Annotated in this window: 17 protein-coding genes and 2 tRNA genes; 15 read left to right on the plus strand and 4 right to left on the minus strand. The window is 52.3% G+C overall.

Features of this window, described 5'->3' with window-relative positions:
• The first annotated feature begins 146 nt into the window (after window positions 1–146).
• Window positions 147–2750 carry an ATP-dependent chaperone ClpB gene (gene clpB, locus AB8881_09005; GenBank protein XDZ62683.1) on the plus strand — a complete coding sequence of 868 codons (2604 nt, stop codon included), beginning with the start codon at window positions 147–149 and terminating at the stop codon, window positions 2748–2750.
• Window positions 2751–2870: 120 nt separating this feature from the next.
• Complete coding sequence (locus AB8881_09010) at window positions 2871–3989, plus strand: serine hydrolase domain-containing protein (GenBank protein XDZ62684.1); 1119 nt, start codon at window positions 2871–2873, stop codon at window positions 3987–3989.
• A gap of 80 nt (window positions 3990–4069) precedes the next feature.
• On the opposite strand, the gene AB8881_09015 is transcribed toward AB8881_09010, so the two are convergent.
• The 3 genes from AB8881_09015 to AB8881_09025 form a co-directional block, all read right to left on the minus strand.
• A tRNA-Thr gene (locus AB8881_09015) sits at window positions 4070–4145 on the minus strand.
• Between the two features lie 202 nt (window positions 4146–4347).
• Complete coding sequence (locus tag AB8881_09020) at window positions 4348–5775, minus strand: NAD(P)/FAD-dependent oxidoreductase (GenBank protein ID XDZ62685.1); 1428 nt, start codon at window positions 5773–5775, stop codon at window positions 4348–4350.
• The gene (locus tag AB8881_09025) at window positions 5762–6496 is read right to left on the minus strand and encodes a TVP38/TMEM64 family protein (GenBank protein ID XDZ62686.1); all 735 of its coding nucleotides are present in this window, start codon (window positions 6494–6496) and stop codon (window positions 5762–5764) included. Before AB8881_09025 ends, AB8881_09020 begins: the two co-directional genes overlap by 14 nt.
• Window positions 6497–6754: 258 nt before the next feature.
• Here AB8881_09025 and AB8881_09030 point away from each other — a divergent pair, with 258 nt between their 5' ends.
• From AB8881_09030 to AB8881_09085, 12 genes are all read left to right on the plus strand, one after another.
• Window positions 6755–6982 (plus strand): hypothetical protein, encoded by a 228-nt coding sequence (locus AB8881_09030; GenBank protein XDZ62687.1) that lies wholly within the window; start codon window positions 6755–6757, stop codon window positions 6980–6982.
• 7 nt (window positions 6983–6989) lie between these two features.
• Entirely contained in the window at window positions 6990–8246 is a 1257-nt protein-coding gene (gene murA, locus AB8881_09035) for a UDP-N-acetylglucosamine 1-carboxyvinyltransferase (GenBank protein XDZ62688.1), read from the plus strand.
• 2 nt (window positions 8247–8248) lie between these two features.
• On the plus strand, window positions 8249–8722 hold the full coding sequence (locus AB8881_09040) for a DUF2948 family protein (protein XDZ62689.1): 474 nt from the start codon (window positions 8249–8251) through the stop codon (window positions 8720–8722).
• 37 nt (window positions 8723–8759) lie between these two features.
• The gene (gene hisD / locus AB8881_09045; protein XDZ62690.1) at window positions 8760–10055 is read left to right on the plus strand and encodes a histidinol dehydrogenase; all 1296 of its coding nucleotides are present in this window, start codon (window positions 8760–8762) and stop codon (window positions 10053–10055) included.
• 7 nt (window positions 10056–10062) lie between these two features.
• On the plus strand, window positions 10063–10548 hold the full coding sequence (locus AB8881_09050) for a UPF0262 family protein (protein XDZ62691.1): 486 nt from the start codon (window positions 10063–10065) through the stop codon (window positions 10546–10548).
• Between the two features lie 16 nt (window positions 10549–10564).
• Entirely contained in the window at window positions 10565–11047 is a 483-nt protein-coding gene (locus tag AB8881_09055; protein ID XDZ62692.1) for a hypothetical protein, read from the plus strand.
• 58 nt (window positions 11048–11105) lie between these two features.
• On the plus strand, window positions 11106–11324 hold the full coding sequence (gene infA, locus AB8881_09060; protein XDZ62693.1) for a translation initiation factor IF-1: 219 nt from the start codon (window positions 11106–11108) through the stop codon (window positions 11322–11324).
• Between the two features lie 182 nt (window positions 11325–11506).
• The gene (locus AB8881_09065) at window positions 11507–12151 is read left to right on the plus strand and encodes a nucleoside triphosphate pyrophosphatase (protein XDZ62694.1); all 645 of its coding nucleotides are present in this window, start codon (window positions 11507–11509) and stop codon (window positions 12149–12151) included.
• A gap of 11 nt (window positions 12152–12162) precedes the next feature.
• Window positions 12163–13431, plus strand: a complete 1269-nt coding sequence (locus AB8881_09070) for a ribonuclease E/G (GenBank protein XDZ62695.1) — start codon at window positions 12163–12165, stop codon at window positions 13429–13431.
• A 22-nt stretch (window positions 13432–13453) separates the two neighbouring features.
• Window positions 13454–13690: a DNA gyrase inhibitor YacG gene (locus AB8881_09075; protein ID XDZ64543.1), complete on the plus strand. Its 237-nt coding sequence runs from the start codon at window positions 13454–13456 to the stop codon at window positions 13688–13690.
• Window positions 13691–13872: 182 nt separating this feature from the next.
• Window positions 13873–13948, plus strand: a tRNA-Phe gene (locus AB8881_09080).
• Between the two features lie 37 nt (window positions 13949–13985).
• Window positions 13986–15155, plus strand: coding sequence for a DUF6538 domain-containing protein (locus AB8881_09085; protein ID XDZ62696.1), 1170 nt, complete (start codon window positions 13986–13988; stop codon window positions 15153–15155).
• Window positions 15156–15158: 3 nt separating this feature from the next.
• Here AB8881_09085 and AB8881_09090 read toward each other — a convergent pair whose 3' ends face one another.
• Complete coding sequence (locus tag AB8881_09090) at window positions 15159–15452, minus strand: DUF1330 domain-containing protein (protein XDZ64544.1); 294 nt, start codon at window positions 15450–15452, stop codon at window positions 15159–15161.
• Window positions 15453–16171: 719 nt separating this feature from the next.
• Between AB8881_09090 and AB8881_09095 the strand changes: the two genes are divergently transcribed.
• On the plus strand, window positions 16172–17104 hold the full coding sequence (locus AB8881_09095; GenBank protein ID XDZ62697.1) for an alpha/beta fold hydrolase: 933 nt from the start codon (window positions 16172–16174) through the stop codon (window positions 17102–17104).
• Window positions 17105–17142 lie beyond the last annotated feature (38 nt).

Consider the following 17142-nt stretch of genomic DNA (forward strand, 5'->3'; position numbering starts at 1 on the left):
GAGTGGGCCGACTTTAGGCTGACCTGACTGTGCGCGAAGGCACGCTGTCTTTGGCGCCGCCGCAAAGGGGGCCGGGTATGCTCGGGGGCTGGGTATAAATGTGAATATTTACTAATATTAAGATTATCTGTCGGGGGATTGATGTGATGCAAAGTGATAAATTTACCGCATTGGTGCGTAATGCCATTGGCGCGGCGCAATCGGCGGCTTTGGCGGCTAATCATCAGAAATTAACGCCTGAGCATGTTCTGTCAGCGCTGCTCAGCGACAATAATATGACGGTCAAAATGCTGTTGGCAAAATCTGGTGCGGATAGCGTGTCATTGTCGGTGCAGGTCAAATCCGCATTGGATAAATTACCGCAAGTTACCGGCAGCGGTGCCGGTCAGCTGCAGCTTGATGCTGATCTGGCGCGTATATTTGCCGCTGTCGAAAGCGAGGCTAAGGCGCGCCATGACCAGTTCATTGCGGTTGATCTTTTGCTTCTTGCGATGGCGAAATCAACCGGTTCGGTTGGCAAAATTCTGAAAAAAGCCGGGGTTGAACCGGCGCCGCTATCGGCCGCGATTGACGAGATGCGAAAAGGGCGCACCGCCGATAGTGATGCTGCCGAAGATAGTTATGACGCGCTATCACGATACACCAGAGACCTGACCGAGGCGGCCCGCAATGGCAAGCTTGACCCGGTGATCGGACGCGACGCCGAAGTGCGGCGTACGATCCAGATTTTGGCGCGCAGAACAAAGAATAATCCGGTTCTGATCGGCCAGCCCGGTGTCGGAAAAACCGCCATTGCCGAGGGGCTGGCACAGCGTATTATCAATGCTGACGTGCCAGAGGCGCTGGCAAATAAGACCTTGCTGTCGCTGGATATGGGCGCGCTGGTTGCCGGTGCCAAATATCGCGGCGAGTTTGAGGAACGGTTGAAATCCGTTTTAAAAGAGGTGCAGGATCGCGACGGTGAGATCATTTTGTTTATCGACGAAATGCACCAGCTGGTGGGTGCTGGCAAAACTGATGGTGCGATGGATGCGTCAAATTTGCTAAAGCCGGCATTGGCGCGGGGTGAGCTGCGTTGTATCGGGGCAACGACGCTGGATGAATATCGGCAATATGTCGAAAAAGACGCGGCGCTTACGCGGCGGTTTCAGCCGGTGTTTGTTGATGAGCCATCGGTTGACGATACTATCTTTGTGCTGCGCGGGCTGAAGGAAAAATATGAGCTTCATCACGGTGTGCGCATAACCGATGAGGCGCTGGTGGCGGCGGCGCGTCTGTCACATCGCTATATTAATGAGCGGTTTTTGCCCGATAAGGCGATTGACGTTATGGATGAAGCGGCCAGTCACTTGCGGATTGAGGCAGATAGCAAACCTGCCGATCTTGACCGGACGGATCGCCAGATTATGCAGCTGAAAATCGAGCAGGCGGCCTTGCAAAAGGATGTGCATAAGCCCGATCTGAAACGGCTGGAGGCGATTGCAAAAGAGCTCGGTATGCTTGAACAGCAGTCTGAAATGCTGGGGGCGGCGTGGAATGCGATGAAGGCCAAAACAGCTGAGGTGGTTAGCCTGCAACAGGCCATTGAAGATGCGCGCCATGCGCTTGATGTGGCTCAGCGGCACGGTGACCTTGAGGCTGCGGCCGAATTGACCTATGGAAAATTACCGGCTCTAACCCAGCAATTGGCGGCGGCCGAGGCGGCGGTTTCGGCGTCTGAATTGCTGCATGAAGAGGTCACCAGCCAGCATATTGCATCAGTGATCAGCAACTGGACCGGAATTCCGGTTGATAAGATGCTGGAGGGTGAGCGCGATAAATTGCTGGCAATGGAAAGCTATATCGGTAAACGCATTATTGGACAGGCGGACGCGGTTCGTGCGGTTGCGAATGCAACACGGCGCGCGCGCGCTGGCCTTGCTGACCCAAATCAGCCGATGGGCAGTTTCTTGATGCTTGGGCCAACCGGTGTTGGCAAAACCGAGCTGGCGAAAGCGCTTGCCGAGTTTCTGTTTGATGATGACACGGCAATATTGCGTATTGATATGTCCGAATATATGGAAAAACACGCGGTCGCACGTCTGATCGGTGCCCCGCCGGGCTATGTTGGCTATGAAGAAGGCGGCGCCCTAACCGAGGCGGTGCGGCGGCGGCCTTATCAGGTGGTGCTGTTTGACGAGATTGAAAAGGCGCATCCTGATCTTTTCAATATCTTGCTGCAGGTGCTGGATGAAGGCCGTTTGACCGATGGCAAGGGGCGTCATGTCGATTTCCGAAATACCATGATTCTGCTGACGTCTAACATTGGTGCTGACCATCTTTTGGCGCTTGATGATGACGCGCCAGCCGAGGCGGCGCGGGATGAGATCATGGCCGAAATGCGAGGGATGTTCCGGCCGGAGTTTTTGAACCGGCTTGATGAAGTTTTGCTGTTTCGGCGGTTATCACGCGATGATATGGGGGCGATTGTTTCCATCCAGATGGCGCGGCTGCAAAAGCGGCTCGACGAGCGCGGGATAAAACTTGTGCTTGATGAGGTGGCACAGAACTGGCTGGCAATGAAAGGTTATGATCCACAATTTGGCGCGCGTCCACTGCAACGGGTGATCCAAACAAAGGTGCAAAACCCGCTTGCCGAAGCCTTGCTGGATGGCAGTTTCGACGATGGTGATGTGGTTGCCGTTGGGGTGGATAACGCCAGCGACCGGCTGGTTTTCAAGTGCACCACAAGACGGGCCGATGCCGGATAACCGCGCCGGTTATCTGCAAAATCTGAACTTTATTGACAATAATATAGCGGCGGTGAGACGGTTGCGACAATACTGATGAACAGATGCACAGGCGCATCTTTGTTGTTAAGGGTTGTTGTCATGAAGCATCTGGTTTTTGGTCTGCTGATATCGTCTTTGTCACTTTTACCCTTGGCGGCATCTGCCGATCATCCGCCAAAACGACTATTGAGAAATTTTATGGCCTTCAGCCAGCTTGGTGAAACTGGCAAGCTGGCTGAATTTGATGTGAATGTCGCGGTCTATGGCGCGCGTCCGTCAGCTGCCGTTACGGTGGTGCCAAATGCAGCTTTGGATCAGATTTTTGCCGATAAATTTAACCTTGCCGCGATTGTTTTAAAGGGTGATGAGGTTGTTTATGAGCGATATAACAGCGAAAAAAACATTGATAGCAACACCCTGTTGATGGGGATGTCGATGAGCAAGACTGCGGCGGCTGCCGCGGTTGGTGCGCTGTTATGTGACGGCAAGATAAAGTCACTTGATGATAAAGCTGGCGCCTATTCCAGTTTTTTAAAAACGATCCCCCATGGTGATGTCTCGATCAAGAATATCCTGCAAATGAACAGCGGCGTTAGTCCAATTGGCCGGTCTGACGAAAAGCGTTTTAACCGAAAGGCGCGGGGCGTTGCAAAATTTGCCAGGGCGGCTGATGTTCGTGGTGCTTTGGCTTTCTATAAAGTGGCTGCCCGCACAGCCGGTCAGGAGGTGAACTATCATTCATCGGACACGCTGGCATTGTCGGTTCTGGTTGAGGATATTGCCGGCAAACCGTTAAGTGATGTCTTTCATCAGCACATATTCCAGAAATTCACCGGTGATGGCTATATGCATTGGACAGCTGATCAATCTGGCACCACAGTTACGTTTTCAGACCTTGTGATGACAGCAAAAGATTGGGCGCGTTTTGGCCGGTTTATCATGACTGAAAGGCGCAATAATACCTGCCTTGGCGCGTTTTTTAGCGAGGGGATGCAAAATGCGGTAGCCACCCCAAAGCCGGATAGGAAATATGGCTATCAGTCATGGGTTTATCAGGTGGGTGGTCAGCCGGCCTTTGTTTTTCAGGGGCATGGTGGCCAGTTTCTTGTGCTGAACGATGCCAATGATACGGTGCTTTTGACACTGTCATTTAACGAGTCATACGCCGCTGGCAATTTGTTCAAGGATATTGCCCGATTTGCCGAAAAGCTGGATTAACCGCTTAACCGCCAGTAACAAGTGCCGATTGGCACCTAAAATTCGTGGTGTATTCAGGCCGTATTGTTTTCAGGAAAGGATGGTGCTGCCAGCGTGATTCGAACACGCGACCTCACCCTTACCAAGGGTGCGCTCTACCGCTGGAGCTATGGCAGCATCTCTTTGTCATCCGGGCGCTTTTATCAACGGCGCCTAGACCGAGGCGTCATCATGTGCCTCAAATTCGTGACAGGTACTAACAGTCTTGCCCCGAAATGACAAGCGGAAATAGGCCGACCAATCATCACATAACGATGCGTAAAAGAACGCGATAATCAGCGCGATAAAAACTGGTGTCAGGGGATTGTCGAACCTGCGCCTAGAATTTCAATAAAAACCCTACCAGCCGGCGGGTTGCCGGTGAGAACAGCTTATTCGTGAAAAAGCTGCCAGCCGCCCGTTTACTGGCGTCACCATAGGTCGGGTAAGGGGCAATCAGGTTGGCCATACTGCCAATCTTGGCCTTGCTCGCAATCGCATGGCTCCAGGCTAAAATCATTTCGCCCGCTGCAGGTGCCAGAATTGATGCACCAAGAATACGTCCATCCTTGTGGGTGATGATCTTGATCATGCCTTCGCTGCGCTGCTCGGCAATTGCACGGTCATTGCCGGAAAGCGGCGCCCTAAGCAAGGTGATTTTTTCTGCGCCAAAACGGCTCTTTGCATCGTGATATCCAAGCCCAACATGCGCCAATTCCGGGTCGCAATAGGTAACCCATGGCACAACGTCATCATTCAGTTTTGCCGGTATCTTGAACAGGATATTGCGGATCACGATGCCCGCATGATAGCCCGCGATATGCGTGAATTGCTGGCGTCCGGCAACATCACCAATGGCGTAAACATGCCGGTTACTCGCGCGTAACCGCCGGTCAGTGATAATGCCTTTGCCATTATGGCGAACCTTGGCAGCGTCCAGCCCAAGATTGTCCAGCGCCGGTTCTCGCCCGACCGCCATTAATAAATGACTACCGGTCACTTGCTTGCCATTGGCAAGGCTGGCGGTAATGACAGATCGGCCCTTTCTTATGGATTTTGAGAGGCCGGTAACGCCAATTCCCTCAATTAGCTTTACGCCTGATTTGATTAATTCCTGCCGCAGGATCGCTACTAATTCCGGATCGTCGCAGGTCATGATTTCGACGGCCTCAATCAGCGTCACGTTACAGCCAAGGCGCGCATGTGCCTGTGCCATTTCAACGCCGATTGGCCCGCCGCCGATAATCAGTAAATGATCGGGCTTTTCGCGATCGGCGAAAATTGTTTCATTGGTGTGGTAATCAACCTCATCCAACCCGGGAATTGGGGGCAGCATTGGCCGTGAGCCGCTGGCGATTACGATATATTTTGCCCGCACTGATGCTGTGGCTGATCGCACCTCGCGCGGGCCGGTAAAATACGCCATTTCGGGGATAACGGTGACGCCAAGCGCTTCGAAACGGGCAATCGAATCATGCGGTTCGATCGTTGCAATAACGCTGGCCAAATGCGCTTTTACTGCGGCAAAATCAATTTGCGGCGGATTATTCTTGATGCCCATCGCCGCATTACCATTGGCCTGATAGGCTGCCTTGGCGGCGGCCAGCAACGCTTTGGACGGGACGCAGCCGCTGTTCAAACAGTCGCCGCCCATTTTGCCGCCTTCAAACAGCACAACATTTGCACCCATCTGAACCGCACCTGCGGCAAGGCTTAGGCCGCCTGAGCCGCCACCAATCACGCAAATATCGGTCTCAATCTGCTTCATTGCCGGGTTCCTTTTTGCGACATGTTTGAACCGCCCGCCAGCGGCGGGTGATGATTGGCAACAGCGATAAAATTCCAAGCCCTGCCAAGGGCAACAGAATCTGCGGGCTGGTTAAAACACTAAGATCAGGTGTCTTGCCGGCGGCGAGGATATGATCAAAACCGCGTCCAACCGAAATATAAACCGCACTACCCGGAATAATGCCAAGAAATGTTGCAATCAGAAACTGGGGCAAGGGCATACGGGTCAGGGCGGGCACAATATTAACCACCCAGAATGGTGCGGCTGGCACAAGGCGCAGCGCCAACAAATAGAAAAAGGCATTTTCGGAAAAGCCAGCTTCTAATTTGTTGAAAAACGCACCGGCGCGGCGGCGCAGCAGGTCACTTAATAGCGTACGCGCCGCCACAAAAACCAGCCCAGCACCGGTCGTTGCCGCACCAACCACAAGCAGAACGGCAGGCCAGCCAAAGATCGCACCGCCGGCAAGGGTAAGCAGGCTTGCAATTGGCAGTGAAAACGCCACCGCCAGACTATAGGCGCAAAAATAGACAAGATAGCCAAGCCACAAATGATCAATGCTAAGGGATTTGATGGCTTCATAATGTTGGCTAAGAAATTGCCAACTGATCACCTGATTAGCACCACTGGCGAAAAATCCAACTAATCCGGCACTTAAAATCACCGGCAAGAGAAACCGTTTTGCAGATGATGTTCTCATCTCTCATGCCTCAGCTTTTGCCGGGGGGCTTGCCATGAGTTCTGCCGGGCTTGTTTGAGTGGCATGGTGGTGATCCTATCATTGCTAGATTTCATCTTAAAAGCGGCCTATAAATTGAAACAAGTAAATTGGAACAATAAAACAGAAACAGCGCTTGGTATGGCCGCCAAACACCGGATTCATCGGCCATAAATATGCCATAACATGATGCGAGACATGTGATAGGTAATATCGGGGGCGTGAAATAGGGATGCAGTCGTGAGTGGTGATCAGCAAACCGGCAAGACAGCCGCACAACAGGCCAAGCAGGATTCTGCTGACCGGTTAGCCAGGGCGTTGCGGGATAATTTACATCGCCGCAAAGCGCAGGCGCGCGCCCGTAAATCAACCGATGCAGGCTTGGCAAAAAACAGCCCTTTAATGAGTGATGATGAGGCGGCAAGACAGCCTAATCATCGTGATTTAACCCCAAAAAGCAAAGGCTAGCAGGCGCATGGATGGTTTGGAAATTAACGGCGGTACAGCGCTTCGCGGTGACATTGTTATCAGCGGCGCAAAAAATGCGGCCTTGCCGTTGCTATGTCTTGGCTTGATGGGCAGCGCGCCATTGGTGCTGGAAAATATGCCTGAACTGGCAGATACGATTTCGATGGAGGGGTTGCTGCGTCATCATGGCGTTGATGTTACACGCAATGGTAATACCGTGACCATGCAGGGCGGGGCGACAAATTATGACGCCCCTTACGAGCTTGTCCGCAAAATGCGCGCATCGGTGCTGGTTCTGGGGCCATTATTGGCGCGTTACGGCGAGGCGCGGGTATCTTTGCCCGGTGGTTGCGCTATTGGCACGCGGCCGGTTGATCTTCATGTTCGCGCGATGCAGGCGCTTGGTGCGGTGGTCGAGCTTGCTGATGGCTATATTCAGGCACGCGCGCCTGGTGGGGTGAGCGGCGGACGGGTTGTGTTTCCGATGGTCTCAGTTGGTGCCACTGAAAATGCGCTTATGGCGGCGGCGCTGGCAAGGGGGCCAAGCGAGCTGGTGAACGCGGCGCGTGAGCCGGAAATTACTGACCTTGCAAACTGCCTCAATGCGATGGGTGCAAAAATTACCGGTCAGGGCACTGACACGATCATGATCGAGGGGGTTGATGGCCTGCATGCGGCAAATTATGCCGTGATGTCTGACCGGATCGAGGCCGGAACATTTGCCATTGCGGCGGCAATGACTGGCGGTGATTTGACCCTGAAACGGACCAAGGCACGAACGCTTGATGCGTTGTTGATGGTGCTGCGCGAAACTGGCGCAACCGTAACCGAAACCGATGATACGATTAGGGTTGTTGCGAATGGCCGCCCGATTGCTGCGGATATCACCACTGATCCGTTCCCCGGATTTCCAACTGACTTGCAGGCGCAATTCATGGCGATGATGTGCATTGCCGATGGCTCGTCACGTATTTCTGAAACAATTTTTGAAAACCGTTTTATGCATGTTCCTGAATTGCTGCGCATGGGTGCTGATATTCAGGTTGATGGTGGCATTGCGATGGTGCGGGGGCGAAATGCGTTAACCCCGGCGCCGGTTATGGCGACCGATTTGCGAGCGTCGGTTTCGCTGGTGCTGGCGGCGTTGACGATTGAGGGGACAAGCCAGATAAGCCGCATCTATCATCTTGATCGTGGCTATAGCCGGCTTGAGGAAAAGCTTGGCAATTGCGGTGCGCAGCTGCGCCGTATCAAGGTGGCATAAACATGTATAATCCGGATGGCCAACTTCGCCTTTTGGCGCGTGATGGTGATGATGTTGCGGTGGTGTCTGCATTATTGCAGGATGCGATCATTCCCGGCGCTGACATGGAATATAACCACAAGAACAATCAGTTTATTATTGTTGCAAACCGGTTTTGTTGGGAAATCCCGCCGCTTGCTGGGGTGACAAGCAGTGCTGGCAGGCCGGTTCATGAACGCCGTCTCTGCGGTGTGCGGATTGGCAATGTTACGGCGGTACAGCATTATAACTGGCCCCAGATGCGGCAAGATACGCTGTTCAACCTGCTTGCGCTTCGCCATGTGGATATGGCAGAACAGGCAGAGAAAAGAACCGGTCTCCAATTTGAGTTTTCGGGTGGTTCAAGCCTCCGGCTAACAACGGACAGGATCGATATTACGCTTGCTGATCTTGATGCGGGTCACCCGACAAGTCTGCAGCCGGCGCATGATGTTTAGGGCGGCCCGCTGGGCGCTGGTGAAGTAGGATTAGGTAATGGCTCAAAGGCTGGATTTTCGTTCCGCAGATTTTGCTGCGGATTTTGACGCGCTGCTGTCGGGCAAGCGCGAGCAAGATAGTGACGTGCATGATGCTGTTGCCAAAATCATTGCTGATGTGCGCGCGAATGGCGATCCGGCAGTGCTGGCGCTAACGGCACAATTTGATAATCTCAAAGCTGAAACAATGGCCGAGCTAGCGGTCGGTCAAGATGAAATGGCCGCAGCGTTGGACGGGCTTTTGCCGGAACTGCGCGACGCGCTTGAGCTTGCGGCAGATCGTATCCGCAAGTTCCATGAACGGCAGTTGCCGCAAGATTTCACCTATGAGGACGAGGTCGGGGTCAAGCTTGGTATGCGCTTTGCGCCGGTAGATGCTGCCGGGCTTTATGTTCCGGGCGGCAAAGCGGCCTATCCGTCATCAGTATTGATGAATGCTATTCCAGCACTGGTTGCTGGTGTTGAACGGCGGGTTATGGTTGTGCCAGCGCGTGATGGCGAGGTTAACCCGCTGGTTTTGGCAGCGGCCGCGCTTGCCGGTGTCAGCGAGGTCTGGAAAATTGGCGGTGCGCAGGCGGTTGCCGCGCTTGCCTATGGAACCCAGACGATTGGTCAGGTTGATAAGATTGTGGGGCCGGGCAATGCGTTTGTTGCCGCGGCAAAGCGTCAGGTCTTTGGGCAAGTGGGTATTGATAGTATCGCTGGCCCGTCCGAAATTCTGGTGGTCGCTGATGCGCATAATGATCCAAACTGGATTGCCGCCGATTTACTGTCGCAGGCCGAACATGACGAAGCGGCACAATCAATTCTAATCACCGATGATGCAGCATTTGCCGATGATGTTGCAACGGCCGTCGAGGCGATGCTGCCACAATTGGAGCGTGCCGCGGTTGCGGGTCAATCTTGGGCTGATAATGGTGCCATTATTACCGTGCCATCAATGGATGAAATGCCGGCGCTGGCCAACCGCATTGCCGCCGAGCACCTTGAACTGGCGCTTGATAATGCGGCTAGCTGGTCGGAAAAGATCCGGCACGCCGGCGCGATGTTCCTTGGCCGCTATACGCCCGAAGCGATTGGCGATTATGTGGCCGGGCCGAACCATGTTCTGCCAACCGCGCGAACCGCACGGTTTTCATCCGGCCTCGGTGTTGCCGATTTTATGAAGCGTACAACGATGGTGGCTTGTGATGCTGATGGGTTTGCGGCCATTGCGCCATCAGGTGTTGCATTGGCGAATGCCGAAGGGCTTGGGGCGCATGCTTTATCCATGCGTATCCGAATGAACCGATAGGGATGTGATGGCTTCGGACGGGGATCAAAAAGACCAAGACCGGCTCGTGAAGATTGATTTGGACGATGCTGGCAAACCCCGTCGGTCAGCCGAGGCTGAACAGGAACGCGCCATCGCGATCTATGATATTCTTGAAGATAATATGTTCCGCCTTGATGGGCAGTCCGGCCCCTATCATCTGCATCTTCGCCTTGAGGGGCGGCATGTCCATTTTGATATTCGCGAGGCCAATGACACACCCCTAATCCAGTTTTTTATGGCGATGGGGCCGCTGCGCAGTGTCATGCGCGATTATTTCCATGTTTGCGATACCTATTATGATGCTATCCGGACGAAGTCGCCGTCACAGATTCAGGCTATCGATATGGGGCGGCGCGCGCTCCATAACGAAGGATCAGAATTGTTGCAAGCCCGCCTTGAAGGCAAGGTGGAAACAGATTTTCAAACTGCGCGGCGCTTATTCACGTTGATTTGTGTTTTGCAAAGCCACTAGGGGGCAATGACCTGAGATGACTGTTGAAACATCAAAAGCCGATGCTGACCAGCCCAAGAAAAAGGGCGTGGGGGCTATCTTATTCGCCTGTAATCTCAATGCGGTTCGCTCTGCGATGGCTGAAGCTATGGTGAAGGTAACCTTTCCGGGGCAAATTTTTGTTGATTCTTGCGGCGTTGCGCCCGGCAACCCCGACGGGTTCGCCATTGCGGTCATGGCCGAAATCGGCATTGATATGGGGGCGCATCAACCCAAATCCTTTGATGATCTGGATTCTGAATTTTACGATGTCATCATATCCTTTTCACCAGAAGCGCACGCCGCTGCAATGGAACTGACCCAGAGCATGGATTGTGAGACATTATATTGGCCGGTTGATAATCTTGCCGAATTAACGGGGTCGCGTGAGGAGCGTTTGCGCGCCTATCGTCATGTCCGTGATGACATTCAGGCCAAGCTAGAAAATTATCTAAATAAATCAATCGCAGTAAAAACTTGACCTTTTAGCCAAATTTGCGCATTCCTATGGCTCAATTTGATAAGATGGAAAGGCACACATGGCCAAGGAAGGCGTAATCGAGTTTTCAGGAACGGTAGCAGAATTGCTGCCAAACGCTATGTTTCGCGTCAAACTCGACAATGATCACGAGGTACTTGCTCATACGAGTGGCAAGATGAGAAAAAACCGCATTCGGGTGCTTGCTGGTGACCGCGTCAATGTCGAAATGACGCCTTATGACCTTAGCAAAGGCCGCATTACTTTCAGGTTCAAGTAACGGATAGGTTTTTGTAACAAAACCGCCCAGCCATGCCATTTAGGTGCCTGCATATGGCCCTTTGGTTGACATAACAATTTTTATGGCAATTCTTATGGCAGTCCTTTCGGTCGTTTTTAGTGCCGTCTTTTGATAATCTTCGGGCCTAGTCGTTACCTTAGGCGAGCAGGAGCAAGAGCGGCGTGCCAAACAAAAATCACCACCAAAACCAACAGCTTATTTTGGCCTCAGCATCGCCGCGGCGGCTGGATTTATTGGCGCAAATTCAGCTTATCCCTGATCAGGTTCTGCCCGCCAATATTGACGAAACCCCGCTAAAGGGTGAGCGGCCGGCAGATTATGCGCTGCGCATGGCGTGCCAGAAGGCGCATCATATTGTTACGGCGATAGAGCCAAAATTATCAACTGCCTTTGTGCTGGCCGGTGATACGGTGGTTGCTGCTGGACAGCGCATTCTGCCAAAGGCCGAAACTGAACAGCAGGTGCGCGCCTGTCTGGCCATCTTGTCGGGTCGCCGTCACCGCGTTTATGGTGGTATCGCGCTGCGGTTACCGGACGGCCAGCAGCGGCAGCGGCTGGTGATGAGCCATGTGCGGTTTCGGCGGCTTTCGGCGGCTGATATTGATCACTACATTGAGCATGGTGACTGGCAGGGCAAGGCTGGCGGTTATGCGATTCAAGGTATGGCGGCGCGATTTATTCGTTCGATAGACGGTAGCTATTCCAATATTGTTGGGTTTAGTCTTTATGATATTGCGGCGATGCTTGACGCAGCAGGCTGGCAAAATCCGGGGCAAAAACACCCTCCATCTCCCCTAGCTGAGTAGGGCCGCTAGTGATGCGCAGCCTTGCCGTTAAAAAGCTATATCTTGAAACCGCCCCGGGTCAGACGCGGCTTGGGTTTTTTGGGTCTGATGACCGCCTTCTTGATGTGTGGTTCGACGCGTGGCATCGTCCCAATCTGATGGAAACCGTCCATAATGTTCGTATCGAGCGGGTATTTGCCAGCCAGAATCGCGCGACCGCAACGCTTGCTGATGGTGTGGCAATAAGCATCCGGCTGCGTAAATCAGATGCTAGTCTTGTAAAGGTGGGCAGAATTTTGCCGGTCACCATCATCGCTGCCCCGCGGCATGGCAAGCCCTGGCAGGCGATGCTTGGTGCGCGCTTGGCCTCAGCTGGTATGATCCTTCTTGTTGGTGTGGCTGACGGTGCCAGCAACATTGCGCTTTCAAACAATATTCCCAGCGAGGACCGCGCTGGCCTCACGGCGCGTTTGTTGGCGGAGGCGGGCTCAAAATTGCCATCAGGCTTTGGGGTGATTCTGCGGCGCGGCGGCAGCAAGCTAACCGATTTTACCGCGCCAGTATCACAGCTTCTTAAACAGTGGCAGGATCATGCTAATCCCATAGTCGCAGATCAAACCGGCTGTATTTATGATAGCGGCGGTTTGCTGGAGCGGGCGCGGCGTCTTTTTGGTGATCTTCCGCTGATTGACGATCCGGCAGAGGCCGCCACGATCTCGGCATTGCTGGATGATGAAATTGCTGCCGCCTGCCAGCCAAAGACGGCGCTTTCGTGCGGCGGTAACCTATGGTGTGCGCAATCGCACGCCTTATGGTCGATTGATCTTGATGGTAATGGCGTGACTGATTTTGACCGTGTGTTCAGCGAAGCGGCGATTGAGATACCCCGGCAAATGCGGCTTCGTGCTATGTCGGGCCCTGTGCTGGTTGATTTGCCGCGCCTTGCACCGGCAAAAGTTAAAAAATTTCGTCGCGCGCTTGAGACTGCGCTTGGTGATGATCCGCGCCAGCCAGATTGTCTGGGCATGACCCGCGGCGGATTGCTGGAATTGCAGGTCCCACATGGCGAGATGGCGCTCCATGCGGTGATGCAGGAACAGCCGGCACAAGATGCGCTTGCAGGGTTACGTTTAGTCATGCAGCAGCCGCCATTTAAGCCGGTTAAACTGGCGGTTAGCCGTGCTATGGCGGCGTGGCTTGAGGGGGTGGGGCGGCCCGCGCTCGATCACCTTGACAGACAGGTTCAGCTTGTTGTCTGGTCGGATGATACGCATAATCAGAGCGCGCATATTCTTGGCTAAATGGCGGTAGATGATGAGTGACATGGATAATGACCAGCAATCGGCACTGGCAAAAAAGCTGCCAAAATGCCCGACTTGTGGAGCCCCAGCCGATTCCAAGGCACGGCCGTTTTGCTCGTCGCGCTGCGCTGATATCGACCTAGGTCACTGGTTTCAGGGAAAATATGCGATTCCGGCGGTTGATGCGGCCGATGACACGATTATCGAGGCGTTGCGGGCGACTGGTGATCTGCCGGTTTCAGATGATGGAGAGAGCTAATTCCTTTATCGCCGTTTAACAAATCTAGACATTGGTTTTTTGAGTGAATTCAGACTGGACAGCAGCAAGCCAAGCGGCTATATCCGTCTGGTCGGGTGCGCACCGCGTTAGTTTCTGGGTAACGGAAAATGGGTGAGGCAGCGGCTGACCATAAAAGCGGTACATTCCTCGTCCGCAAAGATGCCCGGGTAGCTCAGTTGGTAGAGCAGCGGACTGAAAATCCGCGTGTCGGTGGTTCAAGTCCGCCCCCGGGCACCACTTTTTCTCTTACATCACTGAAATATAAGCGTTTATCGTGCTAACAGCTCTGGTGACGCTCAAAATGACGTACAAAACACGCCCATCACATTTACGTAATCGCGATGGCATTTATCACTTTATCCGCCGTATTCCGGCCGACCTTCAAAGCCATTACCGGTCTGACCGCATTTGCTTAAGCCTCAGAACTAAATCTGCACCCGCAGCATCTCGGGCTGCTGGCTCAATCTCTCAACGGCTCGATGACTACTGGTCTGGCCTACTTTTGCAAAAAATGGATGTTCCCGCCATTCACCTTCTTATCGGCAATAATGATGATGCAAAGCACGACAGCCCAACATTAAAGGAGGCGGTTGAGGTGTATTTGCTTTTGAAGGGTGACGCTACTAATCCAGTCTTCGCAAGAACAGCAAGACGGAATGGCCGCTATGTGATTGAAGCCCTTGGCAACAGGCCTATTACTGCTTACTCGTCTGCGGATGCGGCTAAGTTCCGAGATTACCTATTTGAAAATAGCCTCAGTTTAGGCAGTGTGAGGCGAATATTTGGCTCAGTCAGGTCAATTATAAACCTTGTTATGCGAGAGCAAGGCATTGAAGGTACCAATGCCTTTGCGAGAACTTATATGCCCCAAAGGTATGACCAAAAGGAAAGACAGCCTATTCCTTCGGCTGCGCTCTTGGTACTTCAGCAGAATTGCAAGGATAAAGACGATGAAGCCCGCTGGTTAATTGCGCTTATTAGCGACACGGGGATGCGGCTAGCAGAGGCTGCTGGGCTGGCAATGAATGATATTTGTCTTGATGAAGAACTACCTCACATTTCTATCCGAACGCACTCTTGGCGAAGGTTAAAAACAAGAAGCAGTGAGCGTGTAGTTCCGCTCGTTGGTGCATCGCTATGGGCGGCAAAGCGCCTGCATCAGAGGGGCGGCGCATTTGCCTTCCCGCGTTATTGTAATGAGCAAGGGTGCAATGCAAATTCAGCGAGTGCTGCATTAAATAAGTGGATGAAAGGGGTCGTTGGCAATGAATATGTTATCCACGGCCTTCGACACAGTCTACGAGACAGGCTTAGGGCAGTAGAATGTCCATCGGATATAACTGACCAGATAGGTGGCTGGACGACAGAGGGTGTGGGCCACGGCTATGGCAGGGGTTATAATTTGGAGGTTATGGCCAAGTGGATGCGAAAAATTGAGGCGTGAGTTTTAATCAGCCACACCTTCAATAATCATAAAATCAGTGTCCGAACATTCGTCTCTAACAGCTTTTGCCGCCTGATACTCTTCGCTATGATAAAACGTGTTTGCGGCTTCTTTGCTCTCAAATTCAATCATCATTACGATACCGCTGACATCTCCTTCAAGTCTTTCAGCGTCTGGCCCTCGAGCAAGAACCTTGCCACCATATTTTTTTATGGCTGGACCAGCCATACCAGAAAATTGTTGAAATCTGTCTTGGTCAGTAACCCTAATGTTTGCAACTACATATCCTTTAGGCATTTTACACTCCGCAAGTTTGAAATGCCCCAGCGTCACCAGAGCTGTTAGCACGATAAACGCTTATATTTCAGTGATGTAAGAGAAAAAGTGGTGCCCGGGGGCGGGGTTATGTTCCCGATGTAGGCACTTCTCAGCACTGTCGTATCAGCGTTTCTGCCAGTTTAGGTGTCACCTGTTGCAAGTCAACAGGCACGTTTTGTACGTCAGTTTGTGCACCAGTGGCTAGCAACCCAGCCGTTGCAAGCCCCCCATCAAAATATCAGACGGGGCGCCATTGCTATTACAGTGGGGCGTCACTCACCGCTAGCCTTTGCGCTGGGCTTATTTTTCGATTGCCCTAGTGAACAAATCCGTTAATCTGACATCAGGCATTTAACCACCAACTTGTGCGCCTTGGCATCCTGCCTAAAGCACTAAAGCGGAGGATAGCGTTATGACTAAGCACCACACTTCCCTATATGACGACAAGACTAACCCAGCGCCTGATGGCGTCCTCAAGCAGGAACTGGTCACCTTAGAGCAAACACCTGACGGCATCCGAATAACCCGCCTCAAGCGACGTTTCTCTGGAGAAGCAGTCAATAGCAGCTTTGAGAGCGAGCCAATAAGCCTAACTTAAACTAAATAGGCCAGCCTTTGCGTTGGCCTTGTTTTGTGGCAGGGTTGATGGAAGTATTAGGCTCAAACAGTGCAGGCTAAATGAATTTGGATTAGCGCTAATGGCAAAGACAAATCTAACACATCACTTCACTAAAATTTCTGGTCAGGAGTGGCACTGGGTAGAACAGGGTACAGGAATTCCAATTGTACTACTCCACGGAATTCCAGAAAGCTGGCAGTGCTGGAAACACCAAATCCCGAGTTTAGCGAGGCAATTTCGTGTAATTGCACCAGACCTTAAAGGTTATGGAAAATCTGGAAAGGGGGATGGTGACTACTCAATGACCTGTGTCGCAGGAGAAGTGCTTGCTTTATTAGATGCGATTGGCGTGGATGATTTTCACCTAGCAGGGCACGACTGGGGTGTAGCTATATCAGATAATATTATTAGCCAGGCATCGCACCGAGTTAAGCGTTACATTAGATGCTGCTTGTCGCTCCACGAGTATGACCCACGGAACTCTCTACACCACCAGTGGAATGCTGAAAACCACCGGGAAGCCGCAAAGTTAATGAATTGTGCTGAGGCTTACGTACGAGTTTGGTTTGAGAGTTCATGTAAACCGGAGCTTTTACCTCAACAGCAAGAACTAAATGAGATTATTGAAGAATTTTCTGAACCTGGAACTGGCGATGCTGTTTCTAGGTATTTCCGGGATATTCGTAAAAGTAAGCCAATAGATTTATCCAAATTTACAATGCCTATTCTTTACATCCATGGTGAACACGACCCTCGGCAACCGATAGAATACTGTCATGGCATGGAAGAACATTTAACTGGACTTCAAGCAATACTGGTAGTTGATTCAGGGCATTTCGTGACGAGAGAAAGACCAACAGTTGTAACTAATGCCATGGTCTGGTTTCTAAATTCTATGCTGGCTTCTGGACTGCCAATTTTCGAAAGGTCAAGGCATTACGGTTTGCCAACTCGCCCAGCCAAAAAGCCAGAAACAAGTTTTGGCGTAAATGCTGTTACAACGAAATCATAAGATAATTTTTGCGTGGAGATAAATGTCATGCCGCCATT

Source organism: Alphaproteobacteria bacterium LSUCC0396 (assembly GCA_041228345.1).
Classification (GTDB): Bacteria; Pseudomonadota; Alphaproteobacteria; order Puniceispirillales; family Puniceispirillaceae; genus UBA3439.

What these genes read in the sequence shown, in the direction of transcription:
- clpB (XDZ62683.1), top strand. Translation starts at nt 147, where the DNA reads ATGCAAAGTGATAAATTTACCGCATTGGTGCGTAATGCCATTGGCGCG.
- AB8881_09010 (XDZ62684.1), top strand. Translation starts at nt 2,871, where the DNA reads ATGAAGCATCTGGTTTTTGGTCTGCTGATATCGTCTTTGTCACTTTTA.
- AB8881_09020 (XDZ62685.1), bottom strand. Translation starts at nt 5,775, where the DNA reads ATGAAGCAGATTGAGACCGATATTTGCGTGATTGGTGGCGGCTCAGGC.
- AB8881_09025 (XDZ62686.1), bottom strand. Translation starts at nt 6,496, where the DNA reads ATGAGAACATCATCTGCAAAACGGTTTCTCTTGCCGGTGATTTTAAGT.
- murA (XDZ62688.1), top strand. Translation starts at nt 6,990, where the DNA reads ATGGATGGTTTGGAAATTAACGGCGGTACAGCGCTTCGCGGTGACATT.
- AB8881_09040 (XDZ62689.1), top strand. Translation starts at nt 8,249, where the DNA reads ATGTATAATCCGGATGGCCAACTTCGCCTTTTGGCGCGTGATGGTGAT.
- hisD (XDZ62690.1), top strand. Translation starts at nt 8,760, where the DNA reads ATGGCTCAAAGGCTGGATTTTCGTTCCGCAGATTTTGCTGCGGATTTT.
- AB8881_09050 (XDZ62691.1), top strand. Translation starts at nt 10,063, where the DNA reads ATGGCTTCGGACGGGGATCAAAAAGACCAAGACCGGCTCGTGAAGATT.
- AB8881_09055 (XDZ62692.1), top strand. Translation starts at nt 10,565, where the DNA reads ATGACTGTTGAAACATCAAAAGCCGATGCTGACCAGCCCAAGAAAAAG.
- infA (XDZ62693.1), top strand. Translation starts at nt 11,106, where the DNA reads ATGGCCAAGGAAGGCGTAATCGAGTTTTCAGGAACGGTAGCAGAATTG.
- AB8881_09070 (XDZ62695.1), top strand. Translation starts at nt 12,163, where the DNA reads ATGCGCAGCCTTGCCGTTAAAAAGCTATATCTTGAAACCGCCCCGGGT.
- AB8881_09075 (XDZ64543.1), top strand. Translation starts at nt 13,454, where the DNA reads ATGGATAATGACCAGCAATCGGCACTGGCAAAAAAGCTGCCAAAATGC.
- AB8881_09090 (XDZ64544.1), bottom strand. Translation starts at nt 15,452, where the DNA reads ATGCCTAAAGGATATGTAGTTGCAAACATTAGGGTTACTGACCAAGAC.
- AB8881_09095 (XDZ62697.1), top strand. Translation starts at nt 16,172, where the DNA reads ATGGCAAAGACAAATCTAACACATCACTTCACTAAAATTTCTGGTCAG.